The organism is Pseudocitrobacter sp. RIT415, from assembly GCF_003057695.2.
GTDB classification, from domain to species: domain Bacteria; phylum Pseudomonadota; class Gammaproteobacteria; order Enterobacterales; family Enterobacteriaceae; genus Pseudocitrobacter; species Pseudocitrobacter faecalis.
In genome coordinates this window covers 54,476-72,653 of record NZ_QBJC02000004.1, presented here as the reverse complement: position 1 = coordinate 72,653, position 18,178 = coordinate 54,476, and the positions used below count along the sequence as shown (strand labels likewise).

The 18,178-nt window shown below is 53.7% G+C and carries 18 protein-coding genes; 8 read left to right on the top strand and 10 right to left on the bottom strand.

All coding sequences use genetic code 11. The features are described 5' to 3' along the window. Positions 1-40 precede the first annotated feature (40 nt). Entirely contained in the window at positions 41-469 is a 429-nt protein-coding gene (uspG, locus tag DBY68_RS05830) for a universal stress protein UspG (protein ID WP_015965402.1), read from the top strand. A 220-nt stretch (positions 470-689) separates the two neighbouring features. On the opposite strand, the gene ahpF is transcribed toward uspG, so the two are convergent. Both ahpF and ahpC read right to left on the bottom strand, forming a co-directional pair. Further along, positions 690-2,255, bottom strand: coding sequence for an alkyl hydroperoxide reductase subunit F (gene ahpF, locus DBY68_RS05825; RefSeq protein WP_108473952.1), 1,566 nt, complete (start codon positions 2,253-2,255; stop codon positions 690-692). Positions 2,256-2,445: 190 nt separating this feature from the next. After that, complete coding sequence (gene ahpC / locus DBY68_RS05820) at positions 2,446-3,009, bottom strand: alkyl hydroperoxide reductase subunit C (RefSeq protein WP_002894394.1); 564 nt, start codon at positions 3,007-3,009, stop codon at positions 2,446-2,448. Between the two features lie 412 nt (positions 3,010-3,421). Between ahpC and dsbG the strand changes: the two genes are divergently transcribed. From dsbG to DBY68_RS05800, 4 genes are all read left to right on the top strand, one after another. Next, the gene (gene dsbG / locus DBY68_RS05815; RefSeq protein ID WP_108473953.1) at positions 3,422-4,168 is read left to right on the top strand and encodes a thiol:disulfide interchange protein DsbG; all 747 of its coding nucleotides are present in this window, start codon (positions 3,422-3,424) and stop codon (positions 4,166-4,168) included. Positions 4,169-4,371: 203 nt separating this feature from the next. Next, a complete protein-coding gene (locus tag DBY68_RS05810; RefSeq protein ID WP_108473954.1) occupies positions 4,372-5,286 on the top strand; it encodes a LysR family transcriptional regulator in 915 nt (304 codons plus the stop codon). A gap of 152 nt (positions 5,287-5,438) precedes the next feature. Continuing rightward, positions 5,439-6,662, top strand: coding sequence for a DUF3440 domain-containing protein (locus DBY68_RS05805; protein WP_108473955.1), 1,224 nt, complete (start codon positions 5,439-5,441; stop codon positions 6,660-6,662). After that, positions 6,647-7,273 carry a ParB/RepB/Spo0J family partition protein gene (locus DBY68_RS05800; RefSeq protein WP_189623388.1) on the top strand — a complete coding sequence of 209 codons (627 nt, stop codon included), beginning with the start codon at positions 6,647-6,649 and terminating at the stop codon, positions 7,271-7,273. The genes DBY68_RS05805 and DBY68_RS05800 overlap by 16 nt, the downstream gene beginning before the upstream one ends. Here the strand turns inward: DBY68_RS05800 and DBY68_RS05795 are convergent, their stop codons facing one another. Beyond that, the gene (locus tag DBY68_RS05795) at positions 7,274-8,434 is read right to left on the bottom strand and encodes a pyridoxal phosphate-dependent aminotransferase (RefSeq protein ID WP_108473957.1); all 1,161 of its coding nucleotides are present in this window, start codon (positions 8,432-8,434) and stop codon (positions 7,274-7,276) included. A 114-nt stretch (positions 8,435-8,548) separates the two neighbouring features. On the opposite strand from DBY68_RS05795, the gene DBY68_RS05790 reads away from it, so the two are divergent. The 3 genes from DBY68_RS05790 to DBY68_RS05780 all read left to right on the top strand — a co-directional run bounded on the left by DBY68_RS05790 (position 8,549) and on the right by DBY68_RS05780 (position 10,500). Next, positions 8,549-9,637 (top strand): oxidoreductase, encoded by a 1,089-nt coding sequence (locus tag DBY68_RS05790; RefSeq protein ID WP_108473958.1) that lies wholly within the window; start codon positions 8,549-8,551, stop codon positions 9,635-9,637. 184 nt (positions 9,638-9,821) lie between these two features. Next, on the top strand, positions 9,822-10,115 hold the full coding sequence (locus DBY68_RS05785) for a type II toxin-antitoxin system RelE/ParE family toxin (protein ID WP_108473959.1): 294 nt from the start codon (positions 9,822-9,824) through the stop codon (positions 10,113-10,115). Then, on the top strand, positions 10,096-10,500 hold the full coding sequence (locus DBY68_RS05780) for a helix-turn-helix transcriptional regulator (RefSeq protein WP_108473960.1): 405 nt from the start codon (positions 10,096-10,098) through the stop codon (positions 10,498-10,500). The genes DBY68_RS05785 and DBY68_RS05780 overlap by 20 nt, the downstream gene beginning before the upstream one ends. On the opposite strand, the gene DBY68_RS05775 is transcribed toward DBY68_RS05780, so the two are convergent. The 7 genes from DBY68_RS05775 to entC form a co-directional block, all read right to left on the bottom strand. Beyond that, complete coding sequence (locus DBY68_RS05775; protein WP_108473961.1) at positions 10,497-10,694, bottom strand: YbdD/YjiX family protein; 198 nt, start codon at positions 10,692-10,694, stop codon at positions 10,497-10,499. The two genes, DBY68_RS05780 and DBY68_RS05775, sit on opposite strands and share 4 nt — an antisense overlap. Before the next feature lie 144 nt (positions 10,695-10,838). Next, on the bottom strand, positions 10,839-12,944 hold the full coding sequence (gene cstA, locus DBY68_RS05770; protein ID WP_108473962.1) for a pyruvate/proton symporter CstA: 2,106 nt from the start codon (positions 12,942-12,944) through the stop codon (positions 10,839-10,841). Between the two features lie 279 nt (positions 12,945-13,223). Then, the gene (gene entH / locus DBY68_RS05765; RefSeq protein WP_015965415.1) at positions 13,224-13,637 is read right to left on the bottom strand and encodes a proofreading thioesterase EntH; all 414 of its coding nucleotides are present in this window, start codon (positions 13,635-13,637) and stop codon (positions 13,224-13,226) included. A 1-nt stretch (position 13,638) separates the two neighbouring features. Then, positions 13,639-14,394 carry a 2,3-dihydro-2,3-dihydroxybenzoate dehydrogenase EntA gene (gene entA / locus DBY68_RS05760; RefSeq protein ID WP_108473963.1) on the bottom strand — a complete coding sequence of 252 codons (756 nt, stop codon included), beginning with the start codon at positions 14,392-14,394 and terminating at the stop codon, positions 13,639-13,641. Beyond that, on the bottom strand, positions 14,394-15,248 hold the full coding sequence (locus DBY68_RS05755; protein ID WP_108473964.1) for an isochorismatase: 855 nt from the start codon (positions 15,246-15,248) through the stop codon (positions 14,394-14,396). Before DBY68_RS05755 ends, entA begins: the two co-directional genes overlap by 1 nt. A gap of 13 nt (positions 15,249-15,261) precedes the next feature. Then, on the bottom strand, positions 15,262-16,872 hold the full coding sequence (gene entE, locus DBY68_RS05750; protein WP_108473965.1) for a (2,3-dihydroxybenzoyl)adenylate synthase EntE: 1,611 nt from the start codon (positions 16,870-16,872) through the stop codon (positions 15,262-15,264). Positions 16,873-16,881: 9 nt separating this feature from the next. Then, positions 16,882-18,057, bottom strand: a complete 1,176-nt coding sequence (gene entC, locus DBY68_RS05745; protein WP_108473966.1) for an isochorismate synthase EntC — start codon at positions 18,055-18,057, stop codon at positions 16,882-16,884. Positions 18,058-18,178 lie beyond the last annotated feature (121 nt).

The window sequence follows — 18,178 nt, the reverse complement described above, 5'->3', positions numbered from 1 at the left end:
TATGCTTTGATATCAAATACAGAGACAAGGAGGAATGCATATGTACAAGACAATCATTATGCCCGTTGACGTATTCGAGATGGAATTGAGTGATAAAGCTATCGCTCACGCTGAATTTCTGGCGCAGCAGGATGGGATCATTCATCTGCTCCACGTGCTGCCCGGCTCGGCCAGCTACACCATGAGCCGTTTTGCCGCGGATGTTCGTCGCTTTGAAGAGCATCTTCATCAGGAAGCGATCAACCGTTTAGAAACAATGAAAAGCCACTTCAGCATCGACCCTGAGCGCCTGAAACTGCACGTGCGCATCGGCAGCGTTCGCGACGTGGTAAATGAGCTGGCGGAAGAGCTGAAAGCGGATGTCGTGGTGATCGGCTCCCGCAACCCGTCCATCTCCACTCACCTGCTGGGTTCGAACGCCTCCAGCGTTATTCGCCACGCCCATGTGCCGGTAATGGTGGTGAGATAAAAAAAAGAGGCTACCTTTCGGTAGCCTCTTCAGCTTGCTAACAAAATGCGCTTTGTTCTTGCCGGATGCGGCGTAAACGCCTTATCCGGCCTACAAAATATTGCCAAACCATGTAGGCCTGATAAGCGCAGCGCATCAGGCGTTTTACATTTGTCATTTGTGTTAAAAGGCTACCTTTCGGTAGCCTTTTTCATTTGCAGGTGTCGTCTTACTTCTTTTTTTATGCCGTTTTGGTACGAATCAGATAATCAAAGGCGCTGAGTGACGCTTTCGCGCCTTCGCCTGCGGCGATGATAATCTGTTTGTACGGAACGGTGGTGCAGTCACCCGCGGCAAAGACGCCTTTGACGCTGGTTTCACATTTCGCATCGATGATGATTTCACCCATCCGGTTGCGCTCAATCGCGCCTTCCAGCCAGGTGGTGTTCGGCAGCAGACCAATCTGTACGAAGATCCCCGCCAGTTCAATCTGATGCGTATCACCGCTGACACGGTCACGGTATTCCAGGCCGGTCACTTTACTGCCGTCGCCTTTCACTTCCGTGGTTTGCGCATTCAGAATGATATCGACGTTTTTCAGGCTGCGGACTTTATCCTGCAGAACCTGATCCGCTTTCATTTCCGGCGCAAATTCCAGCAGGGTAACGTGTTCAACCACGCCAGCCAGGTCAATGGCCGCTTCCACACCAGAGTTACCGCCACCGATAACCGCTACGCGTTTGCCTTTAAACAGCGGGCCGTCGCAGTGCGGACAGTACGTTACGCCTTTGGTGCGATACTGATCTTCACCCGGCACGTTCATATTGCGCCATTTCGCACCGGTTGCGATGATGATGCTGCGCGCTTTCAGCACCGCGCCTGAGGCAGTTTCAATCTGGTGTAAGCCACCTTCCTGCGCCGCCGGAATCAGTTTTGAAGCACTTTGGCTATCAATCACATCAACATCATATTCGCTTACGTGGGCTTTCAGTGCGCCAGCCAGTTTCTGACCTTCGGTTTTCGGCACAGAGATATAGTTTTCGATATCAACCGTATCCAGCACCTGGCCGCCGAAACGTTCGCCCATCAGGCCGGTACGGATGCCTTTACGTGCTGAATAGACAGCAGCGGCCGCACCAGACGGGCCAGAACCCACGATCAGCACTTCATAAGCATCACGGGTGCTCAGCTCTTCCGCCGCACGTTTTTCTGCACCGGTGTCAATCTTCGCCACGATTTCCGTCAGCGTCATGCGACCCTGACCAAACTCCTGACCATTCACGAACACAGCCGGAACGCCCATCACGTTACGTTCCGTGATTTCGTTCTGATAGGTGCCGCCATCGATCGCCGTGTGTTTAATGCGCGGATTAAGCACGCTCATCAGGTTCAGCGCCTGCACCACGTCAGGGCAGTTGTGGCAAGAGAGTGAATAATAAGTTTCGAATTCAAAATCACCGTCGATATTGCGGATCTGCTCCAGCAGAGACTGCGCTTCTTTCGACGGATGACCACCGGTCCACAGCAGCGCCAGTACCAGCGAGGTGAACTCATGTCCCAGCGGGGAGCCGGCAAAACGCGGGCCCTGGTGGGAACCTGGGTTGGTAATCAGGAACGACGGTTTACGAACGGCCAGCGTGTTATCTTCTTTGAAGGTCACTTTATCTGACAGTTCTGCAATCTCAGCCAGCAGTTCCTTGATTTCTGCCGATTTGGCGCTGTCATCCAGCGTGGCAATCAGCTCAACAGGTTTGGTCAGCTTTTCAAGATAGGCTTTGAGCTGGGTTTTCATGTTGGTGTCGAGCATTGTTAATCTCCTGGGCTAAATACATCATCATGCAAGCTGCCTCATTCGGGCGGCCTGGATGCAACTTGCATCATAGTGCGTGGGGAAGAAAAACGGGTGCATAGCACCCGTTGGTTGCCGGATGACACAGCGTTTACACGGCCTACATTTGTAGGCCCGGGCACGCGTCGCGCCGCCGGGCAATAAAGACTTAGATTTTGCCAACCAGGTCCAGGGACGGAGCCAGAGTCGCTTCGCCTTCTTTCCATTTAGCCGGGCAAACTTCGCCTGGGTGAGAAGCAACGTACTGTGCTGCTTTGATTTTGCGCAGCAGGTCAGATGCGTCACGGCCAATGCCTTCAGCGGTAACTTCGATAGCCTGGATGATACCCTGCGGGTCAACTACGAAGGTCGCACGGTCAGCCAGACCTTCATCTTCACGCATGTTGTCGAAGTTACGGGTCAGGGCGCCAGTCGGGTCACCGATCATCGCGTATTTGATTTTCGCGATGGTTTCAGAGCTGCTGTGCCATGCTTTGTGAGTGAAGTGGGTATCGGTAGAGACAGAGTACACGTCCACACCCAGTTTCTGCAGTTCTTCGTAGTGGTCTGCTACGTCGCCCAGTTCAGTCGGGCAAACGAAGGTAAAGTCAGCCGGATAGAAGAAGAATACGCTCCAGCGACCTTCGGTATCTTTTTCGGTGACTTCGATGAATTCGCCGTTTTTGAATGCCTGGTTTTTGAAAGGTTTAATTTTAGTGTTAATCAAGGACATCTATACTTCCTCCGTGTTTTCGTTGAGTTGTAAGTTAACGAATTTTGATTGATAGAGCCAATGCGTTTCTATTATCAAATCAATAAGCGTTACCTTACAACCGACTCAAGACAACATTGTGAACCTGAAAATGGGTAAGGCACAAAATGCCCCTTGCCCGTTTAAATCTGCGTAAAGTAAAAAGGCCCCCTCTTCAGGCGGCCCCGTTACCTGAACACCCGTCGGTGGATTCAGCACCAGCCAGGCTGGCAATATGTTGCGCTCTACATTACCTTAACAAAGGTTGTAACAGCTAAGGGATTACATCACCCCACCCTTCAAAGGGCAATCCGCTGCCGGTTGGTCTTATCTATGGTTGTGATAGGCTACACCATTTCATTCATCTTACGGACTGATTTTACAGAGATTTTCTATGTTAAAACGTTCTTTACTCCTCACTCTTCTCCCTCTCCTCGCCCACGCGGAAGAACTCCCTGCACCGGTAAAAGCCATCGAAAAACAGGGTATTACCATTATTAAACCGTTTGATGCACCCGCAGGTATGAAAGGGTATCTGGGCAAGTATCAGGATATGGGCGTGGCTATCTATGTGACACCAGACGGCAAACACGCCATTTCCGGCTATATGTATGATGAGAAGGGGCAAAATCTCAGCGAGCAGCTGTTCCAGAAGGAGATTTATACCCCGGCCGGGCAGGAAATGTGGAAGCGTATGGAAAAAAGCACGTGGTTACTGGACGGTAAAAAAGACGCGCCGGTCAAACTGTATGTATTTGCCGATCCGTTCTGCCCTTATTGCAAGCAGTTCTGGCAGCAGGCTCGCCCATGGGTCGATGCGGGAAAAGTTCAGCTTCGCACGCTACTGGTTGGCGTTATCAAGCCAGAAAGCCCGGACACTGCTGCGGCAATCCTGGCGGCGAAAGATCCCGCCAAAACCTGGCATGACTATGAACAATCCGGCGGGAAGATGAAACTCCCCCTGCCCGCCACGCCATCTGCGGATGCCATGCGCACATTAAACGAGAATCAGAAACTGATGGATGATCTGGGCGCTAACGTTACTCCTGCCATTTACTATATGAATAAAGAAGGCCAGTTACAGCAGGTCGTCGGTCTGCCTGATGCTCAAAAACTGAAGGTCATGATGGGCGAAGAGTAATAAATCCAGGGTGATTGTATAAAAATAAAATATCAATCACCTTGTTTTCTAGGATCTATAGTAAAACGCAATTTTCTGATATATATTTAGTCAGGATGTAAGGTGCTTTAAGTTTTACGAAAACATGGAATGTTAATAATCTTCGCGGTACAGGAGAGCATCAGTGCCTTCTCTGCTACCTGCACCGAAACAAGGACAACAAAATGGCCAACCTCTATGATCTAAAGCGGTTCGATCTTAACTTATTAGTTATTTTTGAATGCATTTATCAACATCTCAGCATCAGTAAAGCCGCGGAGACGCTGTTTATTACCCCCTCCGCGGTCAGTCAGTCATTACAGCGCTTGCGTATTCAGCTCAACGACCCGCTGTTTGTTCGTTCCGGTAAAGGGATCACTCCCACTACGGTCGGCGTTAACCTGCATCATCACCTTGCGGATAACCTGAATCAGCTGGAAAAAACCATCAATATTATGAGCAATTCGGAGCTCACGAAGCGCTTTGTCATTTATGGGCCGCAGATTTTCATTTCCGGCCCAGTCATCAATATCGTGACACGTTTGCTTGACGATCCCAGCATTGAAATTGCCCATTACGATTACGTCGCAACTTCCGATAACATCGAAGATTTAATGAGTTACAGGAAGGCTGATCTGGTTTTAAGCACCTCGCCTATCATCAACCGTTCGGTTGTCTGCGAGCCATTTAAAGAAGTCTCTACCGTTCTGGTTTGCCGCAAAGATCACCCTCGTCTGGAAGGGAGCGCGACACGGGAAGAGATTCTTCAGGAACGTTTCGCGACCTACACAACTGAAGAACCCGGTATTAAGGGATATCAAACGGAAGTGGATGAGCAGTACCTGGGCAGACGCACTGGTTTACGCACTAATTCACTTATAGGTATGGTCAACATTATTCAAAAAACCGATTTAATTGGCATTATTCCGCGTGAATTTTTCGATTATTTAGGTGGTAATGGCCAGCTGAAAGAGATTATCACGCCTGAACCATTACCCTCGATAATGATATACATTATCTATAATCGCTCGTCGATGAATACACCCTCATTTGCAAAAGTGATTGAAAGAATCTCAGCGCATGATAAATTTATTGAATGAATTAATAATAGTCATGCATTCACTCGTAAGATACATATTTATCAATATCTGTATCTTACAGTAACCATTAATTAAAAATATTACATTCGCCATCCTTGTCGTTATATGATAGCTAATAAATTAAGCCACATATTTCGCAAGGATTGCCAACAATGTCATTATTAAAGGTTCCACTATCCTGTACCGTGCTGGAAGCCAGCCAGCATCGAGCAGTCTGGGCCTTACAAAATTTCCCCCGCGTTTGCGTTTCGTTTTCCGGTGGCAAAGACTCCACGGTAATGCTGCATATCACCGCGCTACTGGCACGGGAAATGGGCAAGAAAATCAGCGTTCTGTTTATTGACTGGGAGGCGCAGTTTTCGAGCACTATCGCCCACTGCAAACGCATGCGCGATCTCTATAAAGATGTTATTGACGATTTTTACTGGGTGGCAATTCCCCTTACCACTCAAAATGCGCTTACCCAGTTTGAACCCGAATGGCAGTGCTGGGAACCCGGCGCGCAATGGGTCAGGCAACCCCCTAAAGGCGCGATTACCAACCCGGCATTTTTCCCTTTTTACCGTCCTGGCTGTACTTTTGAAAGCTTTGTCCAGAGCTTTGCAGAGTGGTTTTCGCAACAGCGCCCGGCCGCCATTCTGGTGGGTATCCGCGCCGATGAATCCTACAATCGATTCCTGACTATCGCATCAAGACGCAAGCAGCGTTTTGCCGACGATAAACCGTGGACTACCGCCGCGCCTGGCGGCCATGCCTGGTATGTGTATCCACTGTACGACTGGAAAACGGCGGACATCTGGACATGGTTTGCTCACTCGCAACAGTGCTACAACCCTCTTTACGATTTGATGTACCAGGCCGGTGTCCCCCCTCGCAACATGCGTATTTGCGAACCGTTCGGGCCGGAACAGCGCCAGGGATTGTGGCTCTACCATGTGCTGGAACCTGAGCGCTGGGCCGCGATGTGCCAGCGCGTAAGCGGCGTGCACAGTGGCGGCGTCTACGCCGGGCGTGACAATCAGTTTTATGGTCATCGCAAAATTGAAAAACCCGCGCATCACAGCTGGCGAAGCTACGCAATGTTTCTCTTGCAAAGCATGCCGCAAACCACCGCTGAGCATTACCGTAATAAAATCGCGGTCTACCTGCGCTGGTATCAAAAACAGGGCATGGAGGATATTCCGGACAGCCAGGAAGGTGACGTCGGCACAAAGGATATCCCCTCCTGGCGTCGTATCTGCAAGGTCATGTTAAACAACGACTACTGGTGTCGTGCGCTCTCTTTCAGCCCAACAAAGTCCGTCCACTATCAACGCTATCGTGAGCGGATGAACCATAAACGTCAACAATGGGGGATCCTGTGCAACAACGATTAATTAATGATATGACTACCTGGCTGCAATCGCTTGATTTTGAGGCACGCGTAGAAGCCATCAATCACTTTCGGCAGGCGCTACACGGCATCAGCCCGTTTAAGGATCAGCCGGTTGATTGCGTCATTTGGGTAAAAGAGGAACAGGTAACGCCCAATGCCTATAACCCGAATAATATGGCGCCACCTGAAAAACGCCTGCTTCAGAAATCTCTGGAGGCAGATGGTTTCACACAACCGCTGGTGGTTATGGACAAAGATGGCGATCAGTATGAAATCGTTGATGGTTTCCACCGTTATGCGCTCGCCAGCAGCAAATCAGCGCTAAAAAAACAGTTTAAAGGCTATCTGCCGGTTACCAGTATTGATCATCGTAGCGCCACGCTGCCTTCGCGTATGGCGGCTACCGTGCGCCACAACCGCGCACGTGGGCGACATCAAATTAATGCCATGTCAGATATCGTGCTGGAGCTGGCGCGTTTAGGCTGGAATGATGAGAAGATCAGTAAAGAACTGGGGATGGACAGTGATGAAGTGCTGCGACTGAAGCAAATTAATGGCCTACTCGAAATGTTCGGAAATCGTCATTTCTCACAGGCCTGGACCGTTAAATAATCAAAGCTGGCACAAGCGTTCTGCTGCTGCAAGCAGCGTCGATTCCTGCTTGGCAAAGCACAGGCGAATCAACTTATGCGGGAACGGATCGGCGCAAAAAACCGATAGCGGAATTGCGGCAACGCCGACTTCAGTGGTTAGCCACTGGCAGAAGCTCACATCGTCCATGTCGGAGATAGCGCTGTAATCGGCCAGCAGGAAGTAGGTGCCTTCACAGGGCAGAATGTCCAGTCGGCTCTCTCTTAATGCGTCAATAAACAGATCTCGCCGCTCACGGTAAAACGTGGGCAACTGGCGATAATGCTCCGGCTGGGCGCGCAGCATATCGGCCAGTGCCAGCTGCGCCGGGGTATTGACTGCAAAGGTCAAATACTGGTGCACCTTCCGTAATTCGGCGCTTATCGCGGGCGGCGCAACGCAATAGCCGACTTTCCAGCCTGTCATATGATAGGTTTTACCAAACGAAGATACCGCGATAGCCCGTTCACGCAACTGAGGATGAGCCAGCACGCTGGCGTGGCCCTGCGGGTCAAAGCAGATATGTTCGTAAACTTCATCGCTCAACACGTAGATTTCCCGTTCCGCAATGGCCTGCCAGAGCGCGGCGAAATCTGCCGCGTGCCAGACGGTGGCGGAAGGATTATGCGGCGTATTAAGAATAACCAGACGCGTTTTATCGCTCAGTAATGCGCGAAACGCGGCCCAGTCGACACGGAAATGTGGCGGCTGTAGCGCAATGCGCTTGAGGATGCCGCCCGACAGTTCAACCGCTGGCGCATAACTGTCATAGCTTGGGTCAAAACAGATGACTTCATCACCAGGGCGAACAAGTGCAGTAATCGCCGCATAAAGCGCTTCCGTTGCACCGGCCGTCACGGTGATATCGCTGTTCGCGTCCGGCGTGTAACCGTAGAGCGCACCGGTTTTTTCAGCAATAGCTTCACGCAGCGCCTGTACGCCGGTCATCGGCGCATACTGATTCGCGCCTGCGGCAACGTGATACGCCAGCCGCTCCTGGAGATAACGTGGGCCGTCGAAATCAGGGAAACCCTGCGACAAATTTATCGCCTGATGTTTAAGGGCCAGCGCACTCATTTGCGTGAAAATCGTGGTGCCGAGATTAGGGAGTTTACTCTGTGGAATCAGTGGGTTGTGCGTCATTATTGTTGTTCCATCTGTGATGCGGTGTTGAAGCCACTATAACACGATGTTAGTATTTGGCAATCAAGACGTTTAGACGTCCATACAACAATAATAGCCTGAGGCACAACATCTATGAGTCATACCGATATACGCGTGGTTCCCGGCCCCGCCAACTACTTCTCGCATCCCGACTGTCTGCAACGTCTGAATGATTTTTTCAGCCCAGAGCAACTCGCACGTGCGGTCTGGATTTACGGCGAAAAAGCGATAGCAGGCGCGCGGCCTTATCTGCCGGAATGCGCCACCGCGCCGGGGTCAACGCAGATTCTTTTCACCGGTCACTGTAGCGAACGGGATGTAAACACGTTGGTTTCACAGGCAGGCGACGATCGCAGCGTCGTGATTGGCGTGGGGGGCGGCGCGTTGCTTGATACGGTGAAAGCCGTAGCCCGCAGGCTGAATCTGCCGTTCGTTGGTATTCCGACAATCGCCGCCACCTGCGCCGCGTGGACACCACTTTCCGTGTGGTACAACGATGCCGGTCAGGCGCTGCATTTTGAGATTTTCGACGATGCCAACTTCCTGGTGCTGGTTGAGCCGCGCATTATCCTCGACGCACCGGCAGAATATCTGCTGGCAGGCATTGGCGATACCTTAGCGAAGTGGTACGAAGCCGTGGTTCTCGCCCCGCTGCCTGAAACGCTGCCGCTGACGGTGCGCTTAGGCATTAACGGCGCGCTGGCGATTCGGGATGTGCTGCTGGTAAGCAGTGAGCAGGCGCTAAATGATCAGCAGCAAGGGAAATTAACCCAGGCATTTCGCGACGTGGTGGATGCCATTATCGCCGGTGGCGGTATGGTTGGCGGCCTGGGCGAACGCTTCACCCGCGTTGCCGCCGCACATGCGGTGCATAACGGCCTCACCGTACTACCGCAGACGGAGAAGTTTCTCCATGGCACGAAGGTGGCCTACGGTATTCTGGTACAAAGCGCCCTGCTTGGTCAGGATGATGTGCTGGCGCAGTTGGTTCATGCCTATAAGCGCTTCCATTTACCCACTACGCTTGCGCAGCTTGACGTAGATATTCATAACCGCGCCGAGCTGGATAAAGTCATCGCCCACACGTTGCGTCCGGTGGAATCCATTCATTTCCTGCCTATCACGTTAACCGCGGATACACTGTTTGCGGCCTTCGAAAAAGTGGAAAACTTCGCGGGTTAATCTACGTCGAGTGCAAGCCTCTGTCGGTTGACATAGGTTTTTGCGAGCCTTCACGAAGCCTTGCCTTTTGCCTCTTCCTCCTCTCCCCAGTCTTGCTTATCGTGACGTTTATTAGAAATAAATCATTTTCTAATAAACTTATATTTTACTTATTCAACACGAAAGCGTACAGTGGAGGTACAGGATGGTTATTACCTGGTCAAGAGTGGCAAGGCGGCAGTTAGAAAGCATTGATGTGAGATATCGGCAAAAAGTCACCGAGAAGATAATGGCGTTGAATGACAGAAACGCACCGATGCCCGATCTCGTTAAACTCTCTACGCCAAAGGGCCACTATCGCCTGCGCGTGGGCGACTATCGCATTATTTTTACGGTGATAGACGACGAAAACACCTGCCACATTGTGGCCGTGAAGCGCAGAACAACAACGACATATCTGCACGAGGAGAAGGCGCCCTATGGCTATTCAGCTAATTAAGGATGAAAACGGGAAACCGCAGTACGTTGTGATCCCTTACGACGAATATTATCGCCTGCGTTTGCAACTGGCAGAGTCCGCGAGCGACGATGACGATGAATGGGAAGATATTCCCTGCGAACATGATGACGATGACAACACCAGCCTCCCCGGCATTGTGTGTGACATCATGGATAAAGAAGGGGTGAGCTTACAGGCAGCATGGCGCATTCATTGCGGCTTATCACAAAAGGACGTGGCGGAGAAACTGGGAATCAGCCAGTCTGCCGTCTCACAACTCGAATCTGCCGAATCTCGCCCGCAAAAACGCACACGCGAAAAACTGGCGGCGATTTACGGCTGTAAGCAGGAACAAATCAGTCTGTATCTGCCAAAAGAGGGTTAACAGCAGCGCGCGCCGCCTTTTCCCCCATAGCGAGCGTCCTGGCGATCGCGGAAAAACTCTTCATACGTCATTGGCGTCTGCTCAGGATGGGTCACGCGCATATGTTCGACATAGTTGTCGTAGTCCGGCACGCCAATCATCATCTTCGCGGCCTGGCCTAAATATTTACCTGCTTTTGATAACGTGTCGAACATGGTGATTTCTCATTGATTGTGGTGCGTTTTGTTCCCCTCACCCCGCCCTCTCCCACAGGGAGAGGGAGAAAACCGACGCAAATGTCACAACGAGCTCGGTCGGTCCCCTCTCCCTGAGGGAGAGGGTTAGGGTGAGGGCATCTGTCAATGTGCCCCTTTCGCCTGGCTTACAATCTCTTCGAGATTTTCAGGCATCGGCTCATAAGGGGTTTCTTTCGCCGTCGGTTTATCCTCTTTCAGTGCCGCCAGCGCAGTCTTAATCGAGAACAGGGCCAGCACCACAACCACCACCATAAAGAAGATGGTCAGGCCAGCATCCAGACGGTTATTGAATACCAGTTGCGCCAGCTGAGATTCCGTATACTGCGGAGGAATCGCCCCGCTGTCGATCATCGCCTGGAATTTATTGGCGATGGCCAGGAAGCCCACGCGTACGTCCGGACTGAACGCTTTCTGCCAGCCCGCCGTTAACGTACATACCAGCAGCCAGGCCGTTGGCACCAGCGCCACCCACGCATAGCGTTGGCGTTTCATCTTAAACAGTACCACCGCGCACAGCATCAGCGCCATACCTGCCAGCATCTGGTTGGCAATACCAAACAGCGGCCACAGGGTGTTGATACCGCCTAACGGGTCAACCACGCCCTGGTGCAGGAAGTAGCCCCAGGCCAGTACACACAGTGCCGTCGCCAGCAGGTTCGCCGGCAGCGAGTCCGTTTTCTTAAGGTTCGGGTTAATGACGCCCAGCAGATCCTGCAACATGAAGCGCGCCGCTCGCGTACCCGCATCCACCGCCGTCAGAATAAACAGCGCCTCAAACAGAATGGCGAAGTGATACCAGAATGACACATCCATCAGGCCGCCCAGCGCGCCGTGCAGAATGTACGCCATACCGACCGCCAGCGTCGGCGCACCGCCCGCACGGGAGATAATCGACTGCTCGCCCACTTCGTTAGCGATATGGTTCAGGGTTTCCGGCGTCACCGTAAAGCCCCAGCTACTGACCACCTGTGCCGCAGAAGCCACCACATCAACGGTACCTGCAGGTGCCAGCATCGCCATCGGGCTGTTCATCGCGAAGTAGACACCCGGATCGATGATACAGGCGGAAACCAGCGCCATAATAGCGACGAAGGATTCCATCAGCATTCCGCCGTAGCCAATCAGGCAAGCCTGGCCTTCATTCGCCAGCATCTTCGGCGTGGTACCGGAAGCAATCAGCGCATGGAAGCCCGACACCGCGCCACAGGCGATGGTGATAAACAGGAACGGGAACAGGTTGCCGGTCCACACCGGGCCGGTACCATCGACGAATTTGGTCAGCGCAGGCATGGTCAGCGTCGGACGCATGATCAGAATACCGACGGCCAGCCCAACAATAGTACCGATTTTAAGGAAGGTAGAGAGGTAATCGCGCGGCGCCAGCAGCAGCCACACTGGCAGCACCGCCGCCACAAAGCCATAACCCACCAGCATCCAGGTCAGCTGTACGCCTGTAAAGTCAAACCACGGTGCCCAGGTTTCACTTTCCGCCACCCAACCGCCAGAAATAATGGCAAAAATCAGGAAGAACAGGCCGATGACAGAGACTTCGCCAATGCGCCCCGGGCGCAAATAACGAATGTAGATCCCCATAAACAGCGCCAACGGGATGGTAAACGCTACGGTGTAGGTTCCCCATGGGCTGTGCGTCAGGGCTTTCACCACGATCATCGCCAGCACCGCCAGAATGATCACCATGATCATAAAGGTGGCAATCAGCGCGATAACCCCGGCGGTTGGCCCCATTTCCTCTTTCACCAGTTCACCCAGCGAACGACCGTCGCGGCGCGTGGAGACAAAGAGCACCATAAAGTCCTGCACCGCACCGGCAAGTACCACACCCGCGAGGATCCAGATCATCCCCGGCAGATACCCCATCTGCGCCGCCAGCACCGGGCCCACCAGCGGCCCCGCTCCGGCAATTGCCGCAAAATGGTGACCGAACAGCACTTTCTTGTCGGTCGGTACATAATCCAGCCCATCGTTATGACGCACGGCGGGTGTCATACGCGTTGGGTCAACCGCCAGCACATTTCTGGCGATATAGCGTCCATAAAAACGGTAAGCAATCAGATAGATACAGACTGACGCCACCACTATCCAGAGGGCGTTAATCTGTTCACCACGATTGAGGGCGATATAGCCCAGGGCAAACGCTCCGACAATGGAGAGCAATGCCCATGTAAGGTATTTCCCTGAATTGTTCATAGATGTTGTCCGTGTGAGTCGCTGAGAGTGTTACATTTTATTTCTGTATCAACAGGTTTGATTTAACAACTCAGAAACCAATAAGTACAACAAGAACACTACGTATTTACATCACATTGTTAACGGGATCACTTAAGTTACGAAAAGAAGTGTAAAAACAGGCAGGATGAGTGAGGTAGGTCGCTGCTTTGCCCCGTGGCGCATACGCTTACCAGGCCTACATATTCTTGCAAATCGTAGGCCTGATAAGCGAAGCGCATCAGGCATATTGATGTCGCTTTAGCCAATCACCGCCGTTCCTAAACGGCAGGTGCAACAGCGACGCCCCTGTTCATCAAACACGACGATTTCCCAGCTTTGGCTTTGGCGGCCTAAATGCAGCGGGCGGCAGACACCGCGCACTTTGCCCTGTGAGACCGGGCGATGATGCGAGGCGTTAAGTTCCGTTCCCACCACACACTGCCCATCGCGGGTCATCATAAAGCCCGCCATTGAACCGAGCGTTTCAGCCAGCGCCGCCGAGGCTCCACCATGTAACAGGCCAAACGGCTGATGGGTACGCGCATCCACCGGCATTTCCGCTTCGAGAATGTCATCCCCAAGATGGGTGTAAACAATCCCCAGATGCGCCACCATCGTATTCAGGCTGGTGGCATTCAGTTCTTCAAGCGATAAGTGACGTTTCCAGATCATCTTACGCCCCCAGCGTTGAGCCGCCGTCAACCACGATGTCCTGCAACGTGATATGGCTGGCGCAATCAGAGGCGAGGAATAGCACCGTGTTAGCAATTTCCTGCGGCTGTGCGATTTTCCCCAGTGGAATGCCGAGCTTAAATTGTTCGCCAAAACCGCGAATACGCTGCTGTTCCGCATCGTCGCTTTGCCACATTCCGCGCTGCATATCGGTATCCGTCGATCCCGGCGAGACCAGATTACAACGTACGCCGGAACCCGCCAGTTCGAGGCCTACCGTCAGTGCCAGGCTTTTCAGCGCCGCTTTCGACGCACCATAGGCGCTCATGCCGATGCGCGGCGTATGCGCGGCGTCGGACGCCACGGTGACAATCGCCCCGCCCTGCTGGTGGCGGAAGGTCGCCATGGTCTGCTGGAAAAAGTTGAATGCTCCACCGACGTTGACCGCAAAGGTCTGCTGCCAGTCGTCAATGCTCAACGCATCCGTCGCGCCCATACGCAGAATACCGGCAGCGTTCACCAGCACGTCGAGACGCGGCGTGGTCGCGAGCAGGCGCTCACACACCTGCGCCACCTGACGCGCGTCGGAAACATCCAGCACCTGCGTGGTAAAGGGATACGCCTCGTCTGAGAAGGCGAGATCAAACCCCACTACCGTTGCGCCCGCATCGACAAACGCCTTAGCGGTGGCAAAACCAATGCCTCGGCCCGCGCCGGTGACCCACACCGTTTTGCAGCTGAAATCGAAGCCGCTCATCACTTCACCTCACGGGAAAGCAGCGCCCACCAGGCGTCAATCGTCGGATTCTTCGCCAGCATCACAAAATCGATATCGCCGTACACTTTGCGCCAGCGGGCGGCCAGGGCCATCATGCGCACGGAATCCAGGCCGTAGTCGATCAGGTTCTCATCATCCATCGGCTCGTCGGATTCATCCAGCAGCGGCAGCACCAGCGCACGCAGTGCGTCTTTACTGGCCGGAACAGAAGGCAGCAGTTCATCCGTCATCACCACGCGGCCACTGCGCCCGGCGACATAATTCAGCGACATTAAATGCTCCTCACGGCTGAAGTCCGCCAGCGCATCAGCCACAAAGAACGGCTTAATATCACGCATAAATGCATCAGTCGCGGTGGTCATGCAGCCAATGTGCGCATACACGCCGGTAATGATCAGTTGATTGCGGCCCGTCTCTTTTAGCATCAGTTCCAGCGGCGAGCGGTGGAATGCGCTGTAGCGCCACTTCACCAGCACCGTATCCGCTTCGTCTGGCGTCAGCGCGGCGACAATTTCCTGCTGCTCAGGCGAACGGGTCAGGCCCGGCCCCCACATATCATTCAGCAGGGCGCGATCTTCATCGCTCTGCTCTTTCGGCTGCGCGGTGTAGTAGACCGGAATATGATTCTTTTTGCAGAAATCACGTAGCGCGGCGATGTTCGCCACTACGGTTTCCATCATCTCGCTGTTATCACCCCAGAAGTTGAGGAAATATTCCTGCATATCATGGATAAGCAGCGCCGCACGCTCAGGCTCAAACGCCCAGCTCACTTTGTTATCCGGAAGCTCCATTGCCGTCGGCAGTGCATAACCCTTTAATTTTGGAATAGCCATTCTCTTCTCTCCTTCAGCCCAGCGCGCGGGAAGCCAGCCACTGACGCAGTTGTTTTTTATCGACTTTACCGACGTGGGTCAGCGGCAGTTCATCTACACACTCGACGCGATCCGGCAGTTTAAAATCAGCAACGCCCTGCTCACGCAGGAAACGACGAACCTGAACGGCGCGCAGGGGTTCTTTCACCACCAGATACGCGCAGCTTTTTTCGCCCATCAGCTCGTCTTCCATACTGACCAGCGCGGCGTGGACAACCGACTCATGCTTGAGAAGCAGGTTTTCTATCTCTTCGGCAGCGATCTTCTCACCGCCGCGGTTGATCTGATCTTTTTCGCGTCCCTGCACGGTGATGTAACCGTCTTCATCAATGGAGATGAGATCGCCGGAACCATAGAAACCGTTAGCATCAAAGGCGCTGGCGTTGTGCTGCGGGCTTTTGTAGTAGCCACGGAAGGTATATGGGCCGCGCGTCATCAGCCGCCCTACTTCGCCACGCGGCAGCGGTTCGCCGTTTTCATCGGCAACCCACACTTCATCGTCCGGGCACATCGGGCGGCCCTGGGTATTGATGATGCGTTCCAGGGAATCATCCAGCCGGGTGTAGTTGACCAGCCCTTCCGCCATGCCGAACACCTGCTGCAGCTGACAGCCAATCTCTGCCGGAATACGCGCGGCAAGCGATGAAGACAGTCGCGCCCCGCCCACCTGCAGCAGCTTCAGCGAACGCAGCGACGCATTACTGCCCCACTCAGTGATGGCCTGTAGCCACAAGCTGACGGCAGGCGGTACCAGTGCCGCCACGTTAACCTGATGCTTTTCAATCAGCGGGAAACAGAGTGTCGCGCTCGGATCGGCGGCCAGTACGACGGTGCCTTCGGCCAGGAACACGCCCAGCGCGCCCGGCGAGCTCATCACATAGTTGTGCGCCGACGGAATCGCGCATAAGAAGCGGGTTTCCGGGCCGAAATGGCAAATTTCATTACTGCGGCGAATACTGTAGTAGTAGTCGTTGTGCGTGCGCGGAATCAGCTTCGGTGTACCGGTGCTGCCGCCGGAAAGCTGGAAGAACGCCACTTCATCGGCGGGCGTTGGCGTGGCGGTAAAGTTATCCGCCGCCTGGGTTAGCGCAGCATCGAGTGAGTGCTCACCTTCCCCACCGCGCAGCAGCACCACGCGTATTGACGGATGGTTTTCGATAAAGGTGTTCAGGAAACTGTCATCGGCGAATAACGCGTGGTCGCGATCGGCAATCAGCAGTGACGGTTCGATTTGATCGGCATAGGCGTTAAGTTCGGTGCGCTGATGGCTGAAGAGTGCGTTAACCGGCGCGACGCCAATTCGCAGCAGCGCAAACAGTGTCATATAGAACTCGACGATATTACCGAGCTGCACCAACGCCGTTTCGCCCTGCTTCAGCCCCTGACGCTGAAGCGCCGAGGCCAGGTTATCGACTGCCTGATTAAGCTGGCGATAGGTGATTTCACGAGAGCCATCAATAACCGCAACGGCATCGCTATTCGCGTGGCGGGTCAACATATCGGTCAGTGGCAGATCCTGCCAGTAGCCTTTTTCACGATAGCGTGCCGCCAGTTCGGCTGGCCAGCGGGTAAATTCCACAGACATCGTTGCTCCTTAGTGCAAACCAAAAACGTTCAACATGGTGGAAAGCTTCACGCCCGTTTCACGCCACTCCGCTTCGGGAGAGGAAGCTGGCACAATGCCGGCTCCGGCAAACAGACGTACTTTGTTCGCATTCACTTCAGCGCAGCGGATAGTGACCACCCACTCGCCGTTTCCTTCGGCATCACACCAGCCCACAATGCCGCCGAACAGATCGCGTTCAAAAGGCTCCAGTTCGGCGATAATGCGTTTCGCCGCCAGATGCGGGAAACCGCTCAGGGCAGGCGTCGGGTGCAGCAGGCATGCCAGCGAAAGTGCGTTCTCAGCCGGGTTCGCCTCACCTTCAATCGGCGTCGCCAGATGCCAGAGCGTTGGCGTGGTAATCAGCTGCGGGGTTTCCGGCAGTGACAACGCGCGGCTACGCGGGGCCAGCGTGGCTTTCATCGCCTGGGTCACCAGTTCGTGTTCGTGGCGATCTTTTTCCGATGCCAGCAGCTTGTTGCCCGCTTCCCTGTCCAGTACGTCATCCGGTTGACGACGCGCGGAACCGGCCAGCGGCAGAGAGCTGAAATGGCTCCCCTCTTTGCGCAGCAGCAGTTCAGGGCTGGCGCCCAGTAACACCCCGCCGTTTTCCAGCGGGACATGGAAGTTAAAGCTCGCCGGGTTTTGTGCGACCAGACGCTCCAGCAGTACGCCGCTATCCAGCGGGCGGTCGGTGGCGATTTCAATCAAACGGGAAAGCACGACCTTATCGACCTGCGGCGTGGCGGTCAGCGCCGCGGCGCGGGCAACCATCTCCATAAACACCGGCTGCTGCGGAATTTCGCGGCGCTCGGTGACGCCAACCGGCGAGGCCGATGCGATATAGCGTGCAGAGTGCTGCTTCCCGGTGCGCGAGAAAGATTGCCACTGTTTCGGGATAAAGAGTGAAGAGGGTTGGTTGGTATCGAAGGGGATCGCGCCGACCATCACAGGTTTTTCGATCCCCGCCGCTTTCGCCTCGGCAAATGCGGCGGCAAGTTGTTGCTGGAAAGGACTGTTCAGGGCATCGCCACCTGCCGCCGGGCAGGAAAAACGACGAAAACAACCGGTGGCAGTAAAGCTCCGGTAAGGCGACATAAAGAAGAAGTTATCCGCGCAGAGTGTTTCTTGCTGCTCGTTCGTATCCACAGCCAGTGACGTTTCCATATCATCCTCCAAAAAACGATAAAGATATTACGAATAATTATCATTTATATTTTCGGTCGGTAACCTAAAAGTAAATGCTCCGTATGTCAACAGCCCGGGGTAGTAAGTTGTGCGCAATAGA